This window comes from Arthrobacter sp. PGP41, from assembly GCF_002953935.1.
Classification (GTDB): domain Bacteria; phylum Actinomycetota; class Actinomycetes; order Actinomycetales; family Micrococcaceae; genus Arthrobacter.
Map to the genome: position 1 here is coordinate 509,572 of NZ_CP026514.1, position 17,481 is coordinate 527,052.

Here is a 17,481-nt window from a genome sequence, read left to right on the forward strand (position 1 = left end):
CCGTCGTCAGGAAGCGCGGGCCAGCTGGCGGATGGGGATCCAGCGGGACGCCAGGCGGCGGTAGGCTGCCGCGGCGCCGGTCATGTCCCCCTCGGCGAGGCACTCAATGCCCAGCCGGATGTCCATGGGGGAATCGTCCGGGTACACCTTGTCGGCAACAGCCCCGTAATCAAGTTCCACCATCGAATTAACGTGGAACAGTTCGAGCCATTCGGTGAGCTGGGCGAGGTCGTCCAGCATGTCCAGGTCCGGCGCGGCCAGGGCCAGGTTCGCCACGGCGTAGCGTGCCCGCTCCAACGCGTCGGTAATGTGCGCCCACACCCGGACGGTGACGATCCGGCCGCCCGCCTCCACCACGTCCTTGTGGTCCGACTCCATGAACAGGGAGAACCAGCTGAAGGGGATCCCCCAGGTGGAAGCACGGGTGTGCACCCGGACGGATCCGTCGCGGGCTTTGACCTGGTCTATCCGTTCCTGATGCTTGTCCCGCTGCTCCTCGGGGATCAGCAGTTCGGCCAGCGGACCGTGGATGCCCTCCATCAGGGCGTTGGCCGCCAGTCCGGCCCGCAGCACCAGCTGGCTGGGGCAGTACAGCAGCACCGGCTCCGCGTCAGCACCGTCGTCGGATGCTTCGCCGGCAGTTCCGCCGGATGATGCCGGGGCAGTGGTGACACGGACCAGGTCCGTTCGTCCCGTGGGGAAGGGATCACCGCCGGAGCGCGTGATGCGCCCCAGCGAGGCCAGGAGTTCGGCGTTTTCGACGGCGGCGCGGGAGGCCGAGCGCGCCCCCTCCGCCTGGATTGCTTGGCGCTGCTCCTCCGGGAAGGCTTCCAGCGGCTCGTAGACGCGCAGGGTGGACGAGAAAGGCAGGCCGGCCTGTCCCCGGTAGAGGTTTCCGGTCATCTCGGCCTCCTATTGTGGGTCCAGGATGCTGACATTAGTCCGCCAGTTCCACCAGCACGGGGGCGTGGTCCGAGGCGCCCTTGCCCTTGCGCTCCTCGCGGTCGATCGAAGCGCCGGTCACGCGCGCCGCCAGGGCCGGGCTGGCCAGTACGAAGTCGATCCGCATCCCCTCTTTTTTGGGAAAGCGCAGCTGGGTGTAATCCCAGTACGTGTAGACGCCCGGGCCCGGGGTGTACGGGCGCGCCACGTCGGTGAAGCCTGCCGACTCGAAGGCATGGAAGGCAGCACGCTCGGGTGGGCTGACGTGGGTGTACCGGTTGTTGACGAAGAGGTCGATGTCCCAGACGTCCTCGTCGAACGGGGCGATGTTCCAATCGCCCATCAGCGCCACCTGGGCTTCGGGGTTTTGCATGACCAGTTCCTGGGCGTGCGTCTTCAGGCTCTCCAGCCATTTGAGCTTGTACGGCATGTGTTCGTCGTCCAGGGAACGGCCGTTGGGGACATAGAGGCTCCAGATGCGGATACCGGCGCAGGTGGCAGCCATGGCACGGGCTTCCTGCACGGGGTCCTTGCCGGCCTTGCCGAACGAGGGCTGGTCCAGGAAGGTGCGCTCCACGTCGTCCAGCCCCACGCGGGAAGCGATGGCCACCCCGTTCCACTGGCTGACGCCGAAGTGGGCAACCTCGTAGCCCATCCGCTCAAAGAGTTCCCACGGGAAGTTGTCGTCCTTGCACTTCGTCTCCTGGATGGCCAGGACATCGCAGTCGCTGCGCTGAAGCCAGGCTTCGACGCGGTCGGCGCGGGCACGGAGGGAGTTCACGTTCCAGGTAGCAATCTTCACAGTTCCTAACCTACCTTGAGCGCCGGAAATGCGGACGGGGGCGGGCTCCGAAACGGGGCACAACGGCGCGGACACGCCCAGCCGTTAGCCCGGTTCCGCGGAACAGGGCATCAATGTGCCGCACGACGGCGGCGTCCGCCACAGTGCCACAGGGCCAGGGCAGCGCGTATGGAACTTAGTAGGAAGTCCGAGTATATTCGCAACCAGGAATGACTTGGATCACATGCGAAGGAGCCTGCAGCCATGGTCCGCGAACTGTCCCATTTTGTCGGCGGCCACCATGCTGCCGGACTGTCAGGCCGATTTGGCGACGTCTTTGATCCGTGTACCGGCGAGGTCCAGGCCCGGGTGCCGCTCGCCGGCCGGGACGAGGTGCAGAACGCAGTAGCCGTTGCCGAGAAGGCGCAGGTGGAGTGGGCGGCCATGAACCCCCAGCGGCGCGGCAGGATCATGCTGCGGTTCGTGGACCTGGTCAACCGGGACATCGATGGGCTCGCCCGGCTGCTCTCCTCAGAGCATGGGAAGACCCTCGCCGATTCCAAAGGCGACATCCAGCGCGGCCTCGAGGTGGTGGAGTTCGCTGCCGGCGCGCCGCACCTGCTCAAGGGCGAGTTCTCCAGCGACGCGGGCCAGGGGATTGACATCCACTCACTGCGCCAGCCCCTTGGCGTGGTGGCGGGCATCACGCCGTTCAATTTTCCCGCCATGATTCCGCTGTGGAAGTCAGGCCCCGCCCTGGCGGCCGGCAACGCCTTCATCCTGAAACCCTCCGAACGCGATCCCTCGGTGCCCCTCCGCCTGGCTGAGTTGTACACCGAGGCGGGCGTTCCGGACGGGGTGTTCAATGTGGTGAACGGAGACAAGGAAGCAGTGGACGCGCTGCTTGAGGACCACCAGGTCAAGGCCGTCGGGTTCGTGGGCTCCACCCCGGTGGCCCGGTACATCTACGCCACGGCTGCGGCTAACGGAAAGCGGGCGCAGTGCTTCGGCGGCGCCAAGAACCACATGGTGGTCATGCCTGATGCGGACCTGGACCAGGCGGCCGACGCCCTCATCGGCGCGGGATACGGGTCAGCCGGAGAGCGCTGCATGGCTGTTTCGGTGGCCGTGCCGGTAGGGGAGGAGACGGCCAACCGGCTAGTGGCCAGGCTCCAGGAACGGGTCGCGGCGCTTAAGGTGGGCCCAAGTTTGGACAAGGAAACGGACTTTGGCCCGGTAGTCACGGCTGCCGCCAAGGAGCGCATCGAGGGCTACATTAAGGCCGGGGTGGATGAGGGCGCCACGCTCCTGGCCGACGGCCGGGGCTTCAGCGTGCGGGGACACGAAGGCGGCTTCTGGATAGGGCCTACCCTTTTCGACCACGTCAGCAAGGACATGGCCATCTACCGCAATGAGATCTTCGGTCCCGTCCTCAGCGTTGTCAGGGCGGCTGATTACGACGAAGCCCTGCGGCTGTGCACTGAAAACGAGTTCGGCAACGGCGTGGCGATCTTCACCCGCGATGGTGACGCCGCCAGGGATTTCGCCACCCGGGTGGACGTGGGCATGGTGGGCATCAACGTTCCCATCCCCGTGCCCATCGCGTACTACACGTTCGGCGGCTGGAAGGCGTCAGGATTTGGCGACCTCAATCAACACGGCGCGGACGCGTTCCGCTTCTATACCAAGACCAAGACGGTGACCACGCGGTGGCCCTCAGGAATACGGCACGGAGCCAGCTTCGTGATGCCGGAAGGAAGCTGATGACTGCCAACATGGCAAATAACGCAGTGAACGGCGCGGGGAGCCCCTCTGGAGCTGCAGGCAGCAACGCGGAGGTGCTGTTCGAGCGCCGAGGCCGGCTGGGGGTGGTGACCCTCAACCGGCCCAAGGCGGTGAATGCGCTCACGGCGGGGATGGTTGGCGCGCTCTTGGAGCAGCTCACCCTGTGGGCGGACGACGACGGCGTTGCCACGGTCCTGGTGCAGGGCGCCGGCAGCCGTGGCCTCTGTGCCGGCGGCGACATTGTGGCGATCTACGAAGACATGCTGGCGGGCGGTGACAGGACGGCGCATTTCTGGGAGACGGAGTATCAGGTCAATTCCCTCATTGCCCGGTATCCCAAGCCCTACGTGGCATTGATGGACGGGCTGGTGCTGGGCGGGGGTGTTGGAATTTCCGCCCACGGGTCCGTCCGGGTGGTCACCGAACGCACCCGGACGGGGATGCCCGAAACAACCATCGGCTTTGCCCCCGACGTGGGCGGGACCTTCCTCCTGTCCCGCGCCCCCGGGGAAACCGGAACCCATGCCGCACTGACGGGCGCGCACCTGACCGCGGCGGACGCCCTGTTCCTTGGCCTGGCCAGCCACTTTGTCCCGTCCGAAAAGCTGCCTGCCCTGGTGGCGGCGCTGGACGACGAAACGGCGGACGCCGCCGTCGAGCGTTACCGGGAGGAGGCCCCGCCCTCCGTGCTGGCGGGGCAGCGGGACTGGATCGACAGCTGCTACGCCTCGGACGACGCCGAGGAGGTTGTCCGGCGGCTTAGGGCACACGGCGGCGTTGAAGCCGCTGCCGCGGCCGATACCATCGAGGCGAAGTCGCCCACGTCGGTCAAGGTCACGCTGGCCTCCCTGCGCAGGGTCAAGGGCCGGACACTGGATGAGGCCCTGGTCCAGGAATACCGCGTGGGCCTCCGGTTCCTGTCTGCGCCGGACTTCCGTGAGGGCATCCGGGCGCAGGTGGTGGACAAGGACCGGAACCCCCGCTGGAAACCACCCACCCTGGCCGAGGTGGAACCGGGCCTGGTGGACCGCTTTTTTGAGCCGCTGGGGAACAGGGAATTGGACCTCAACGGCGTGGACCTGCAGCTAAAGGAGCCTGACCATGCCTGAAAAGTACACTGTCGCGTTCCTGGGCCTCGGCCATATGGGCGGGCCCATGGCCGTGAACCTGGTCAGGGCCGGCTACCCCGTGACCGGCTTCGACGTGGTGCCGGCAGCCCTTGACGCCGCCAAAGCCGCCGGCGTCCCCACTGCGGCGAGCGCGGAGGAAGCGGTATCCGGCGCGGATGTGGTCCTCACGATGTTCCCCGGCGGCCGGCATGTCTTGGATGCCTACCGCGGGAACGCCGGACAACGGGGGCTGCTGGCGGCGGCGAAGCCCGGAACCATGTTCCTGGACTGCTCCACCATCAACGTCGATGAGGCCCGCGAAGCAGCAGCCCTCGCTGTGGGCGCAGGCCACCGGTCAGTTGACGCTCCGGTCTCGGGCGGGGTGGTGGGCGCGGAAGCCGGCACCCTGACGTTCATGGTTGGCGGGGAGGCCGAGGGCTTCGAATACGTCCGTCCGCTGCTGGAGATCATGGGCAAGCGCGCGGTGCACTGCGGGGCGCACGGCGCGGGCCAGGCTGCCAAAATCTGCAACAACCTGATCCTCGGTGTTTCCATGATCGCCGTCAGCGAGGCCTTCGTCCTCGGGGAGAAGCTCGGACTGAGTCACCAGGCGCTGTTCGATGTGGCGTCCGCGGCGTCCGGGCAGTGCTGGGCGCTCACCACCAACTGCCCGGTCCCCGGCCCCGTTCCCTCGAGCCCTGCCAACCGCGACTACCAGCCCGGTTTTGCCGGAGCCCTCATGGCAAAGGACCTCAACCTCGCCCTCAACGCGCTGAAAAGCACCGGGGTGGCGGCGCGGATGGGCCCGCTCGCAGCAGAAATCTACGATACGTTTGCCGCGGGGGAGGGCGCCGGCCGGGACTTCTCGGGCATCATCACGGACATCCGCAACAAGTCCGCGGGGCCGGACGGCGCGGAACCAGACAACTCAAGAACCAGTGCACCACAGGACGCGTCAGGTGGTGCACCACCAGGCGCATCACGCAGAGCAGCGCAGGACGACGGGAGCCCGGAATGACGGAATACACGAACATCCTCGTGGAACAGCGGGGCCGGGTAGGCCTTGTGACGCTGAACCGGCCGCAGGCGCTTAATGCCCTCAACAAGGCCACCATGGAGGAACTCGTGTCCGCCGTGAGGATCATGGACGCCGATCCGGGCGTGGGAGCCGTGGTCATCACGGGTTCCGGCAAGGCCTTTGCCGCCGGGGCGGACATCAAGGAGATGGCGGCCCAGGGCTACATCGATATGTATGCAGCCGACTGGTTCCGCGGCTGGGAGGATTTCACCAGGCTCCGCATTCCCACCATTGCCGCCGTCTCCGGATTCGCACTGGGCGGCGGCTGCGAGCTGGCCATGATGTGCGATCTCATCATCGCCGGGGACAACGCCAAGTTCGGCCAGCCGGAAATCAACCTGGGCGTCCTGCCGGGCATGGGCGGTTCGCAGCGGCTGACCCGCGCGGTGGGCAAGGCCAAGGCAATGGACCTGATCCTTACCGGGCGGTTCATTGGAGCGGAGGAGGCTGACCGCTGCGGCCTGGTGTCCCGGGTGGTGCCTGCCGAGGATGTTGTGGAGGAGGCCCTCAAGGCCGCAGAAGTGATCGCGTCGAAGTCCAAGCCCGCGGCCATGGTGGCGAAGGAAGCCGTAAACGCCGCCTTCGAGACCGGGCTGGCCCAGGGTGTCCTGTTCGAGCGCAGGCTGTTCCATTCCCTCTTCGCCACCGAGGACCAGAAGGAAGGCATGGCGGCATTCAGCGAGAAGCGCCAGCCGGAGTTCAGGCACCGGTAAGGATGCGTCCCAGCTTGTTTACAGGTACGTAAGGTAGACAAGGCAGGGCAACCTTGAACCGGATGGGGGAGTTGTATGTGGGCAACGTTGGCGGACACGGGCGGCTCGACAGATAACCTCACCGGCCTGGTAGGTGTGGCAGCCCGCGCCATAGAGCAGCTTGGCGAGTGGGGCGTAGGTGCTTTTACCCTTGCGGAAACTGTGGTGCCGCCCATCCCCAGTGAGGTGATCCTGCCCCTGGCCGGCTACCTTGCCAAGCAGGGGTCCCTGAACCTGGTGCTGGTGTTCGTGGCAAGCACGCTTGGGGCCTACCTCGGTGCCCTGTTCCTCTACTGGCTTGGCGCCAGGCTGGGCCTGGAGCGTTCCATCCGGGGGTTGTCCAGGCTTCCGTTGGTGGACCGGGAGGATTTTGAACACGCGGCAGGCTGGTTCCGCCGCCACGGCAGGTCATCGATCTTTTTCGGCAGGCTGCTCCCCGGCATCCGCAGCCTGATCTCGCTCCCGGCAGGGGCATCCCGCATGCCCATGGGCACCTTCAGCCTGTTCACCCTGGCCGGCAGCGGCCTGTGGAACGGAGCACTGATTGGCCTGGGATACCTCCTGGGCACCCAGTACCAGCTCATCGAGCAGTACTCCAAATTCCTGAACTACGCGGTCTACGCTGCCCTGGGGATTGCCGTGGCCGCCCTCGTGGTCCGGCGGCTCAAGCGGGAGAAATACCGCCGCTGACCCGGACTTCCCCTGGGCCCGCACAGTCTTCAATCCTCAAAATCGCCGGCGTTACGGCGGAAGTCGCGGAGGATCCGGATCAGGTGCTCCACGTCGCCGGGATCAAACCCGGGTGCGCTGAACACTTCGGCATTGAGGGCCGCCGTCGAACGCTTGGCCAGGGTGCGTCCCTCGGTGGTGAGTCCGATCAGCGTGGTCCGGCCGTCCGTGGGGTGCGGGAAGCGGGCCACCAGGCCGGCGCGTTCAAGCCTGTCCACTGCATTGGTGACTGACGTGGGATGGACCTGCAACAGGGCGCTCGCCTTGTTCATGGGAAGCGAACCCTTCCTGGTAAAACTCAGCAGCGCCAGGAGTTCATAACGGGCAAACGTGAGGCCGAAGGGTTTGAGGATGGACTCGATCCTGGCCAGCAGGATCTGCTGGGTGCGCATGATGGCCGTTATGGCCGCCATTGGAGCGGCCACATCCCCCCAGCCGTGTTCTTCCCAGTTCCGCTGGGCTTCGGCAATGGGATCGCGGGGCAGCGGCGCAGCCATGGATGCCTTTCCTCGTGGTGACGTGGCTCACTTTTCCTAGCCTTGTGAATATACTAGGACATCCAACGGTTACGTGAGCGGAAGGGACTTATGCCCGTGCAGCAAGTGCAGCCAGTGCAGCCGCAAGGTGCCGCCGATGCACTGCCTTTTCCTGACGCGGACCTGATGTACGTGGCGGACCTCCTGCCCCACCACGAACGCGAGCGGTACCTCAGTGTCCGCGAATTCCTGCAGGCACGGGTGCGCCAACAGTCCATCCAGTATTGGAACCGTGAAGAGTTCCCCTTCGGCCTGCTGGCGGAGCTGGGCAGGCATGGCCTTGGCGCGCTTCAGGTGGACGGCAGTTCGGTTCTCTTCAAGGGGCTCATGTACGTGGAAATGGCCCGGGCGGATGTGTCCCTCTCGGCCCTGGCCGGGATCCACAACGAACTGATCGTGGGCACCCTCAACGAGTTGGGATCGCAGGAGCAGAAGCACCGCTGGCTGCCGGGACTGGAAGCCTTTACCAGCCTGGGGGCCTTTGCCCTGACGGAACCCGGCCATGGTTCCGACATTTCCGGAGGGCTGGAGACGTCCGCCAGGCTGGACGGAGATGAGTGGATCCTCAACGGCGCCAAGCGCTGGATCGGTGCCGGCACCATCGCCGACTTTGCCCTGGTGTGGGCGCGGGACATGGCTGACCAGCAGGTCAAGGCCTTCATTGTGGAGACGGACCGGCCCGGCTATGCAGCCACCAAGATCTGCAACAAGATAGGCCTGCGGATCATGCAGAACGCAGACATCACCCTGCGCGACGTCCGCATCCCGGCTGCCAACCTGCTGCCCGGGGCCACCGGCTTCGCCAAGGCGAACGACCTTCTCCGGGACTCCCGCGCGTGGGTGGGCTGGCAGGCCGCCGGAATCCAGCTTGCCGCGTTCGACGTTGCGCGGGCCTACTCGCTGAGCCGCCGGCAGTTCGGCCGGGAACTGGCGCGGTTCCAGCTGGTCCAGCAACAGCTCGCGGACATCCTGGGCAATGCCACCGCCTCGCTGGCACTCATGGTGCAGCTGGCCCGCGTCCAGGAGGAGGGGAAGCTGGAGATGGCGCAGGCTGCCATGGCGAAGGCCACCACCACCAGGCTTGCCCGGGCATCAGTGGCCATGGGGCGGTCCTTGCTGGGCGGCAACGGAATCAGCGCCGATTATGAGATGGGCAAGCTCTTCGGTGACGCTGAAATCCTCTACACCTACGAGGGCAGCTACGAGATCAATTCCCTCATTGTGGGGCGTGCCGTCACCGGGAAGTCGGCCTTCGTCTAGCGGGGCCCTCCTGTTTGGCGGGGCCGGGTACTAGAGGTTCCTGTCGGCGTAGACCAGCAGTGCGGCACGAACAAACGCCGCCCCCGCATCACCCCCGTAATTGGCGGCGAACCTGGCATCGGCCACATACATTTCCGCCAGTCCGGTCACGTACCCCTTGAGGTCCCCGCCTTGCTCGGCTGCGGGTGTCCCGGGAATTGCTGACAGCCAATCGACATGCCGCCTGGCCAAGTCCTGCGCCTCAGCTCCATCCGGGGCGGCCCCTGAACCTGCCGCGGCGATCCAGTCGCTGCCGAGCCTTTCAGCAGCGGACTTCCACTCCTGTTTCCTTGCTGCATCCATGTCCCGCCACCAGGCGTCGCTCTTTGCGTAGGCATCCTTGCCCCAGCGCTCTTCCACCTCGTCCTTGTACTGTGTGTGGTCGAAGCCGTCGAACATCTTTTCCGCCGCCACCTCGCCTCCTCCTTTCATTGTTTCGATTGTTTGCCGGACGGACGCCATCTGCCGCGAAAGCCTGTCCTGTTCCTGGCCCAGCCACTCCAGGTGGTGGGTGAGCGCCTCGACCGCGTCTGTCTGCCGGCGGAACACCTCGGCAATGGCCGGCAGGCCCAGCCCAAGCTCCCGCAGGAGGAGGATCCGCTGCAGCTGCAGGAGGGCGGCGGCATCGTAGTACCGGTAGCCGTTGCTGCCCACGCGGCTGGGCTTCAGCAGCCCAATGTCGTCGTAATGGCGCAGCGTACGGCTGGTGGTTCCGGCCATCCTGGCGATGTCCTGGATGGCCCAGTCCGGGCCGGCCCTACCTTCCGCTGCATCCATGCTTCGAGCGTAGGGGTTGACGCTGCGTCAAGGTCAAGCAGGTTTTTCGGGAAAACCATGGCCGCGCGGCCGGTCACGTGCTGACCGGTTCCGGGCCTGCGCCACAAGCCTTCTGAACGCGAAAATGAAGACTGCCTCGATGGCCAGCATCAGTCCCACGAGAAGCCATTGCCCGCGGGCAGCGAAAAAGATGCATCCGGTCAGGGCCAGGATGGTCCCCAGCGCGAGGGTGTAGACGGCAAATCCGATGGCGACGCGTGCGCTGCGCACGCCGGTACGGAAACCGAAGCCGAGGGGTTCCCCGCCGGGGCGCCCGGGAACGCGGTCGGGCGCCGCCGGTCCCAGCCTGTCGAACTCATCCCAGGGATCCTGGCCCTGGTCCTGTCCCATCACCCTCCAATTGTCCCAAAACCCAATCGGAACCGGGGGAGTAGCGACGGAGCCGGGAGCAAAACAGCGGCCCCTCCAGCATGATGCTGAAGGGGCCGCTGCCTGGTACGGGGTTCCCCCGGCAGAGCCGGAGGTCACCTAAGCCTTAGAGCGGGCGGATGTTCTCTGCCTGCGGGCCCTTGGGGCCCTGCGTCACATCGAATTCAACCTTCTGGTTCTCATCGAGTGAACGGTATCCGCTGCTGGCGATTGCCGAGTAGTGGGCGAAAACGTCAGCGGACCCGTCATCGGGGGCAATGAAGCCAAAACCCTTTTCGGCGTTGAACCATTTAACTGTGCCTGTTGCCATGGCTGCATTCCTTCGTGTGACTCTGATTCTCTCCCCGGGCAATAGGCCCGAAGTGCGCGGAGAACGTCCCCCGCAGTCCCCAACGTACGGGGCGGAAGCCGCGCTTGCAAGGGTTGGGCAACATTTGGCGAGGTCAGCGCATCCCTTCGCGCCGGATGGCGGTGGCAATTGCGGCCGCCCTGGTGTCCACCCCGAGCTTCGCGTAGATGTGGGCCAGGTGCGTTTTCACCGTGGCTTCCGAGATAAAAAGGCGCCTGCCGAGTTCGCGGTTGCTCAGCCCCTCAGTGAGGAGGCTCAGCAGTTCGGCCTCCCGCGGGGTGAGGATTTCCTCCGGATTCCGCAGTTGCTGGAACAGCCGCGACGCCACGGGCGGGCTCATGACGCTCTTGCCCTGCACCGCGCCGCGGATAGCGGCGAAGATTTCCTCCGGAGCTGCATCCTTCAGGAGGTATCCCATGGCGCCGGCATCGACTGCGCGCACAATATCCGCGTCGGAGTCGTATGTGGTGAAGACGAGGATCGCCTGGCCGCTGTTGCGCTGGCGGATCTTCCTGATGGCCTCAATCCCGTCCATTCCGGAGCCCATGGCGAGGTCCATGACCACCACGGCAGGGGAGTGCTCCTGCACCCGCTCCACCGCTTCTTCCCCGGATGCCGCCTCTCCGACGACCTCCAGGTCGGGCTGCGTCCCCAGGAGCGCCCGCAGCCCGCTCCTCACCACCAGGTGGTCGTCCACCAGCAGGACGGTGATCGCGCTCATGCCTGCACCCCCGCAGTGCCGGGAGTGCCCCGCCCCGCGGAGGGCAAAGGCAACTGGGCGGCCACGATGGTTCCTTCGCCGGGTGCGCTTTGCACCGAAAAAACGCCACCCAGCTGCTCCACCCGTTGCCGCATGGCCCGCAGCCCATAACCGCCGGCGTCCGACGGCGGGGCTGCCGCCGCCGGGTCGAAGCCTGCGCCGTCGTCGTAGATGTCCAGGGTGACCGCCTCCGGAAGGAAGCCGAGGGTCACGGCTGCTCCGGCCGCGGAGGCGTGCAGCCGGATGTTGGAGGCGGCGCTCTGCATTACCCGCAGCAGCGCATGGCGGACCTCCGGGGGCACAGGACGTGGTTCCCCGGTGACCAGGAGCCTGGCCGCCGGGACGTATTGCCTGGCTGCGAGGAGGAGGGCCTGAGGCAGCGGAGAGCCGTCCAGGCCCGGGGAGGCGAGCTCGTGCACCAGGCTGCGGGTTTCGGACAGATTGCCCCGCAGCAGCACAGTGGCCTCGCGGAGACCTGTCCGCGCCGCGTCACTTGGCCAGGCCCGCCCGGCGGCCTCGAGCAGGAGCAGGCTGCTGGCCAGCCCTTGGGTGACGGTGTCGTGGATCTCCCGGGAGACCCGTTCCCGCTCGGCAATGGTGCCCGCGCGCCGCTCGCTGGCTGCCAGTTGTTCCTGGGCCACGGAAACCTCGGCGTGCAGGCGGCGCTGCTCCTCGGCATCGTGCTGGATCCGGTCATAGATGAGCGTCAGCATGGCGCCCACGGCCGGCGGGCCAAGGAGCATGGCCAGGTCCGTGCCGGCGCTCATCCGGAACAGGCCGGCAGCGGTGGCAGCGGCGGTGATACCAGCCGCGGCGTACGCGGCGGCGCCGGCCAGGGCGCTGCGGCTGAGGAAGAAGAGCGCAAACGAGCACCAGGCAAAACTCGGCGCAGCGACCACCAGGACTGCCCAGACTGCCACCAGGGCGAACATCCATGGAGCCCCGGGACGCCCGCGCCGGGCCAGCACGGCCACGACGGCGTACAACAGGCAGGCGACGGCGGCCAGTCCGAGGACCAGCAGGTTGTCGGCTGGGCTGTGGCGCATGACGTACCGGACTAAGGAAGCCACCAGGAGCACCGCAAAGCCCAGGTGCACCGCCGTGTCGATGCTGCCCAAGCCGGTGCGGGCTGCAGGCAGGCGAGGTCCGCTGCCACCGGCGGCAGCTGTGACCGGCGCAGTGCCGGGGACTGGGGTAGGCATGGGATGTCCCGTTCTGGGTGGTAGGCAACGCTGCCTTCCATGCTATTGCCCCCGCCCTTGCTGGTCCCTCAGCCTTTTGGCTGATACGGCTGGCCTTGTGGTGGAGCAGGGAGCAGACGAAGGCCCGATGCCCTGTGCGGCTGCCCCCGGAAGGATTGATGCGTACCCATCCTGCCCGTCCAAGGAGACACCGTGAAGAAGTCACACAAAGCATTTGCCGCCGCAGCCGCCGGCGCACTCGTCCTTACCGCTGGCGCAGCCGCGGCAGCCAATGCCGGGACCGGCCCGGCACACGCGGCCGTCCCCGCCGCCGACATCCAGCCTGTGCCCGACAACGTGGTGCAGCAGAACCGCATTTCGGTGGGCGCCTCGGCCAAGGCTGTCCAGGCGGCGCTGGCGAAGTGCCAGGCGGACAAGCTGCCGTTCGTGACGGTGGCGGTGGTGGACCGCTTCGGGACCGTGCAGGCACTCCTGCGCGGCGACAATGCGGCAGAACACACCATTGAGGCCGCCCGGGAGAAGGCGTATACGGCGGCAGCGTTCGGTACCCCCACCAGCGAGCTCGCCAAGCGGATCAATGGAACGGGCCCCAGCATCGCGGACCTTCCGGGCACGCTGTTCCTGGCCGGCGGCGTCCCGCTGAAGGTTAACGGTGCTTCGGTCGCCGGCATCGGCGTCGGCGGTGCTCCGGATGGTGCCCTGGATGAAGCCTGTGCCGCAGCCGGCGCTGATGCCATCGCTGCTGCCGGCCAGTAGGCTGGGCCGCGCGGGATGATGCCGGTTCTAAGGTCCGGGACGCTTGTCCTGGTGCTTTCCCTACCCCTGTTCCTGACGGCGTGCCAGGCGGGGCCGAAGGAGGCCCGGCCGCCGCAGGCTGCTCCGCCGTCGTCCGCTGAAAGCACGAAAGGGGGGCCTCCTGCTACGGCGCCCGAGGCGTCATCCCCGCCGGCCCTGTCCGCCGGGGAACAGGCGCAACTCGACCAGGACCTCGTCGCTGCCGCCAAGGCCAACAACGTCCCGTTGGTCAGGGAGCTGATTAGCCGCGGGGGGAACGTCAACGCCAGGGACGCCCTCCAGGACTCGGCCTTCCTGTACGCGGGGGCCGAAGGATTCAACGAGGTGCTCGGGTTGACGCTGGCGGCCGGAGCCGACGTGGACAGCACCAACCGCTACGGCGGCACCGCCCTGATCCCGGCCAGCGAGCACGGCCATGTGGAAACAGTCCGGATCCTGATCGACGCCGGCGTGCCTGTCAACCACGTCAACAACCTGGGCTGGACCGCCATGCAGGAGGCCATCCTGCTGAACAACGGCGGTCCCCGCCAGCAGGAGGTGGTTCGGCTGCTCCTGGAAGCCGGCGCCGACCCGGAAATCCGCGATCCCGAGGGCCGGACCGCCTTCCAGAACGCGGAACGCCTGGGCTTCGCGGAGATTGCGGCCCTGATCCGGAAATAAATTCAACGCGGGGTCAGATTCGGCCCGATAATCCGACCGGCAAGGGCCTAAAGTGACCCCGTGTTGCTGTTAGGAGGCCTCGAGCACGCTGACGTAGTTGGCGATGCCCACGCCGCCCATGTTCTGGACGGCAGCCCGGCGGGGGGCGGGAAGCTGCATGTCACCCGCGGTCCCCGCGAGCTGCATGGCGGCGATGACGTGCTGGGAGACTCCGGTTGCGCCCACGGGGTGGCCCTTCGCCTTGAGGCCGCCAGAGACGTTGACGGGCAGCTTGCCGTCCTTGTACACCCAGCCTTCCTCGATGGCACGGGCGCCCTGGCCGGGCTCGGTCAAGCCCATGGCCTCGTACATCAGCAGTTCTGCGATAGTGAAGCAGTCGTGCACCTCCGCGAAGTCCAGGTCCGCCAGCCCGACGCCGGCCATCGCCAGCGCGCGCTGCCACGAGGCGCGGGTGGCCTCGAAGGCCACGGGGTCACGGCGGGCCGCGGGGAAGAAATCGTTCGCGTGGCCGAAGCCTGCGAGCCGCACGGGCGCAGTGGCACCGCCGGTTGGGGAGGTTGACAGCACGACGGCGGCGGCGCCGTCGGACACGGGGGAGCAGTCCGTGCGGCGCAGGGGATCGGCCACCATGGGGTTCTTGTCCGAGACGGTGCGGCAGAAGTCCTCGCCGAGGTCCTTGCGGAGCTGGGCGTAGGGATTGTCCACGCCGTTGCGGTGGTTCTTGGCGGCGATACTGCCCAGGACGTAGCCCAGGTTCGCGTCGCCGTACCGCTTCCCGTAGTGCTTGGCCACCTCGGCAAAGAGCCCGGTGAATCCAGTGGTGGACGCCTTGCCGGCCATGTCATAATCGGCGCCCAGCAGGCCCGCCCCCACAACCTCGGCGCCCGCATGGGTCATCTTTTCCGCGCCGATCACCAGCACCGTCTTCGCCGTTCCTGCCAGCAGCGCCTTGGTGCCCTGCTGGAAGGCAGCGGAACCAGAGGCGCAGGCGTTCTCCACGCGCGTGGCGGCGACGTTCGCCAGGTCGGGGGAGACCTGCAGCGCCAGCGACGACGGGAACGCCAGCGGCATCATGCCGGAGTTGAACTGCCCGAGGTAGATCTCGTCGATCTGGCCGGGCTCGATGCCGGCATTGCTGATGGCCTCGCTGGACACCTGGACGATCAGGGATTCCAGGGTCTCGTCCGTCAGCTTGCCGAAGCGGCTGTGGCCCCAGCCCGTGAGCAGGACATCCTTGCCGAACTGTTCCTTGAGGCTCATGCTGAGGCTCCTTCCAGGGCTGCTTCTTCCAGCGCGACAGCGAACTCCGCTTCCGTCCTGTCGCGGATCTCCTCCACGGTGACCCCTGGCGCGAGGCGGGTCAGCGTGAGCTGCCGACCGCCTCCTGGTGCCTGCTTGTTCTTCACAAGGTCAAACACTGCGAGGTCGCTGATGATCCGGTCCACGCAGCTCAGGCCGGTGAGCGGCAGGGTGCATTCGGTGACGATCTTGGCGGCGCCGTCCTTGGCGTTGTGTTCGGTTAGCACCACCACGCGGGGTGTGCCGGCGACGAGGTCCATGGCCCCGCCCATGCCCTTGACCATCTTGCCGGGGATCGTCCAGTTGGCAAGGTCGCCGCTGCCGGAAACCTGCATGGCGCCGAGGATGGCGACCTTCACGTGGCCGCCACGGATCATGCCGAAGGACGTGGCTGAGTCAAAGATGCTTCCGCCCGGCAGTACGGTGACGGTCTGCTTGCCGGCGTTGATGAGGTCGGCGTCCTCCTCGCCCTCGTAGGGGAACGGGCCCATGCCCAGCAGGCCGTTTTCGCTCTGCAGCACAACCCGCACGCCTGCGGGCAGGTTGTTGGCCACCAGCGTGGGGATGCCGATGCCCAGGTTGACGTAGTCGCCGTCGTTCAGTTCTTCGGCTGCGATGGCAGCCATTTCATCCCTGGTCCAAGCCATGGTTTTCTCCTTCACATCTCACTGCACAGTTGTCATTGTTTGGGCGGCCCGCGCAGGCCCGGTGGCCGGGCTACTTGGGTATCACCGGCGGAACGTATTCGAAGGTCATCCCCAGAAGCCAGGCGAGCAGTAGAACCACGGGCAGGTGGAACAGGAACTGTTGGAAGGTGAAGCCCACCAGGTCCCGGGCACGCAACCCCAGCACGGCCAGGAGGGGCAGCATGAAGAAGGGATTGATGAGGTTGGGCAGCGCCTCGGCCATGTTGTAGATCTGCACAGTCCAGCCGAGGTTCATGTTCACGTCAGTGGCGGACTGCATCACATACGGCGCCTCAACCAGCCACTTTCCGCCGCCGGACGGAACGAACATGCCGAGGAAGGCGGTGTAGATGGCAATGACGATTGCGAAGGCGCCGTTGCCACCGATGCTGGTGAAGAAGTGGGCCAGGTGCTCGGAAACGGTGAGGCCGCCTGCGCCGGCGGCTTTCGTCAGGATGGCGGCCATCGCGGCGTAGAGCGGGAACTGCACCAGGATGCCTGCGGTGGCGGGGACCGCCTTGGTGACTGCCTGGAGGAACTTGCGCGGGGTGCCGTGCAGCACCAGCCCAAGCATCAGGAAGACCAGCAGATACCCGTTGAGCGAGCTGACTACGGTCAGGAGCGGCAGCGTGAGCAGCTGGGAAACCAGCCAGCCCAGCGTCAGGACTCCGGCGATAACGGGGAGGATCCGGCTGTACTCCAGCCACTCACCCGGGCGCGACTTCTCAGCCGGAGCCTCGGGCTGGTCATCCAGGTCAACGCCCAGGTCGGCGGCCGTCCTGATGGCCCCGCCGGTGGGGGCGGAGAAATGGGCAATGACCGTCGTCAGGAGCATCAGGATCACCAGCGTCAGCAGTGACTGCCACGTGAAAATGGTGGTGCCGAAGTCGAGGACGCCGGTGATTTCCAGCAGGGCCGGAGGAAGGGAGGCCTTGGTTGCCTGCAGCTGCGCCGCCGAGGAAGAGAGCCCGAGTGCCCACACGGCACCGAGCCCCATGAAGGCGGCCGCGCCCAGGGCCCGGTAGTCCACGGCGAGGTCTGTGCGTCGGGCGATGGCCCGGGCCAGGAGTCCGCCGAAGATGAGGCTCAGGCCCCAGTTGATGAACGACACGGACATGGCCATGACGGCGACAAAGCTCACCGCCGTGCGGGACGACCCGGGAATTTGCGCCAGGCGTTCAATCAGCCGGGCAACGGGCGGCGACGTGGCCACGACGTAGCCCGTCAGCACCACCATGGCCATCTGCAGGGTGAAGGCCGTCAAATCCCAGAATCCGTTACCGAACGAATCCACCACGGCCTTGGGCGGAGCCCCGATGGCAAGCGCTGCGGCGGCCACGAGGACCACCCCGGCCAGGGCAAAAATATAGGCGTCCGGGAACCACTTCTGGGTCCATCCGGCCAGGCTTTCCGCCATCCGGGCAAGGCCCTTCTGGCGGACGTCCTGGTCTTGAAGCTGCACTGAATTCATAACTGGTCTTGTTCTCCGTTGAGTGGGATGCGGCGCGTCAGG

Annotated in this window: 19 protein-coding genes; 8 read left to right on the plus strand and 11 right to left on the minus strand. The window is 66.6% G+C overall.

Going from position 1 to position 17,481, the window contains the following annotated elements; all coding sequences use genetic code 11:
• Nucleotides 1-6: 6 nt before the first annotated feature.
• On the minus strand, nt 7-903 hold the full coding sequence (locus C3B78_RS02425; protein WP_104996655.1) for a hypothetical protein: 897 nt from the start codon (nt 901-903) through the stop codon (nt 7-9).
• Between the two features lie 34 nt (nt 904-937).
• Nucleotides 938-1,744 carry an exodeoxyribonuclease III gene (locus C3B78_RS02430; RefSeq protein WP_104996656.1) on the minus strand — a complete coding sequence of 269 codons (807 nt, stop codon included), beginning with the start codon at nt 1,742-1,744 and terminating at the stop codon, nt 938-940.
• Nucleotides 1,745-1,987: 243 nt separating this feature from the next.
• Between C3B78_RS02430 and C3B78_RS02435 the strand changes: the two genes are divergently transcribed.
• The 5 genes from C3B78_RS02435 to C3B78_RS02455 all read left to right on the plus strand — a co-directional run bounded on the left by C3B78_RS02435 (nt 1,988) and on the right by C3B78_RS02455 (nt 7,137).
• Nucleotides 1,988-3,487, plus strand: coding sequence for a CoA-acylating methylmalonate-semialdehyde dehydrogenase (locus tag C3B78_RS02435; protein ID WP_104996657.1), 1,500 nt, complete (start codon nt 1,988-1,990; stop codon nt 3,485-3,487).
• The gene (locus C3B78_RS02440; protein WP_104996658.1) at nt 3,487-4,617 is read left to right on the plus strand and encodes an enoyl-CoA hydratase/isomerase family protein; all 1,131 of its coding nucleotides are present in this window, start codon (nt 3,487-3,489) and stop codon (nt 4,615-4,617) included. Before C3B78_RS02435 ends, C3B78_RS02440 begins: the two co-directional genes overlap by 1 nt.
• On the plus strand, nt 4,610-5,635 hold the full coding sequence (gene mmsB / locus C3B78_RS02445) for a 3-hydroxyisobutyrate dehydrogenase (RefSeq protein ID WP_104996659.1): 1,026 nt from the start codon (nt 4,610-4,612) through the stop codon (nt 5,633-5,635). Before C3B78_RS02440 ends, mmsB begins: the two co-directional genes overlap by 8 nt.
• Complete coding sequence (locus tag C3B78_RS02450) at nt 5,632-6,408, plus strand: enoyl-CoA hydratase (protein WP_104996660.1); 777 nt, start codon at nt 5,632-5,634, stop codon at nt 6,406-6,408. Before mmsB ends, C3B78_RS02450 begins: the two co-directional genes overlap by 4 nt.
• 75 nt (nt 6,409-6,483) lie before the next feature.
• Nucleotides 6,484-7,137: a DedA family protein gene (locus C3B78_RS02455; RefSeq protein ID WP_104996661.1), complete on the plus strand. Its 654-nt coding sequence runs from the start codon at nt 6,484-6,486 to the stop codon at nt 7,135-7,137.
• A 29-nt stretch (nt 7,138-7,166) separates the two neighbouring features.
• Here the strand turns inward: C3B78_RS02455 and C3B78_RS02460 are convergent, their stop codons facing one another.
• Entirely contained in the window at nt 7,167-7,673 is a 507-nt protein-coding gene (locus tag C3B78_RS02460; protein ID WP_104996662.1) for a MarR family winged helix-turn-helix transcriptional regulator, read from the minus strand.
• Nucleotides 7,674-7,763: 90 nt separating this feature from the next.
• On the opposite strand from C3B78_RS02460, the gene C3B78_RS02465 reads away from it, so the two are divergent.
• On the plus strand, nt 7,764-8,972 hold the full coding sequence (locus C3B78_RS02465) for an acyl-CoA dehydrogenase family protein (RefSeq protein ID WP_104996663.1): 1,209 nt from the start codon (nt 7,764-7,766) through the stop codon (nt 8,970-8,972).
• A 30-nt stretch (nt 8,973-9,002) separates the two neighbouring features.
• Here the strand turns inward: C3B78_RS02465 and C3B78_RS02470 are convergent, their stop codons facing one another.
• The 5 genes from C3B78_RS02470 to C3B78_RS02490 form a co-directional block, all read right to left on the minus strand.
• Entirely contained in the window at nt 9,003-9,788 is a 786-nt protein-coding gene (locus tag C3B78_RS02470) for a MerR family transcriptional regulator (protein ID WP_104996664.1), read from the minus strand.
• Between the two features lie 33 nt (nt 9,789-9,821).
• A complete protein-coding gene (locus C3B78_RS02475) occupies nt 9,822-10,178 on the minus strand; it encodes a hypothetical protein (protein ID WP_104996665.1) in 357 nt (118 codons plus the stop codon).
• 145 nt (nt 10,179-10,323) lie between these two features.
• Complete coding sequence (locus C3B78_RS02480) at nt 10,324-10,527, minus strand: cold-shock protein (RefSeq protein ID WP_013599688.1); 204 nt, start codon at nt 10,525-10,527, stop codon at nt 10,324-10,326.
• Between the two features lie 133 nt (nt 10,528-10,660).
• Nucleotides 10,661-11,287: a response regulator gene (locus tag C3B78_RS02485; protein ID WP_104996666.1), complete on the minus strand. Its 627-nt coding sequence runs from the start codon at nt 11,285-11,287 to the stop codon at nt 10,661-10,663.
• Nucleotides 11,284-12,528, minus strand: coding sequence for a sensor histidine kinase (locus C3B78_RS02490; RefSeq protein WP_104996667.1), 1,245 nt, complete (start codon nt 12,526-12,528; stop codon nt 11,284-11,286). The genes C3B78_RS02485 and C3B78_RS02490 overlap by 4 nt, the downstream gene beginning before the upstream one ends.
• Nucleotides 12,529-12,720: 192 nt before the next feature.
• Here C3B78_RS02490 and C3B78_RS02495 point away from each other — a divergent pair, with 192 nt between their 5' ends.
• Together C3B78_RS02495 and C3B78_RS02500 are read left to right on the plus strand one after the other, a co-directional pair.
• Nucleotides 12,721-13,284, plus strand: a complete 564-nt coding sequence (locus tag C3B78_RS02495; protein WP_104996668.1) for a GlcG/HbpS family heme-binding protein — start codon at nt 12,721-12,723, stop codon at nt 13,282-13,284.
• A 15-nt stretch (nt 13,285-13,299) separates the two neighbouring features.
• The gene (locus C3B78_RS02500; RefSeq protein WP_442778253.1) at nt 13,300-13,983 is read left to right on the plus strand and encodes an ankyrin repeat domain-containing protein; all 684 of its coding nucleotides are present in this window, start codon (nt 13,300-13,302) and stop codon (nt 13,981-13,983) included.
• 69 nt (nt 13,984-14,052) lie between these two features.
• Here C3B78_RS02500 and C3B78_RS02505 read toward each other — a convergent pair whose 3' ends face one another.
• The 3 genes from C3B78_RS02505 to C3B78_RS02515 form a co-directional block, all read right to left on the minus strand.
• Nucleotides 14,053-15,243: an acetyl-CoA acetyltransferase gene (locus C3B78_RS02505; protein WP_104996669.1), complete on the minus strand. Its 1,191-nt coding sequence runs from the start codon at nt 15,241-15,243 to the stop codon at nt 14,053-14,055.
• A complete protein-coding gene (locus tag C3B78_RS02510) occupies nt 15,240-15,929 on the minus strand; it encodes a CoA transferase subunit B (RefSeq protein WP_104996670.1) in 690 nt (229 codons plus the stop codon). The genes C3B78_RS02505 and C3B78_RS02510 overlap by 4 nt, the downstream gene beginning before the upstream one ends.
• Nucleotides 15,930-15,999: 70 nt before the next feature.
• Entirely contained in the window at nt 16,000-17,439 is a 1,440-nt protein-coding gene (locus C3B78_RS02515) for a short-chain fatty acid transporter (protein WP_104996671.1), read from the minus strand.
• Nucleotides 17,440-17,481 lie beyond the last annotated feature (42 nt).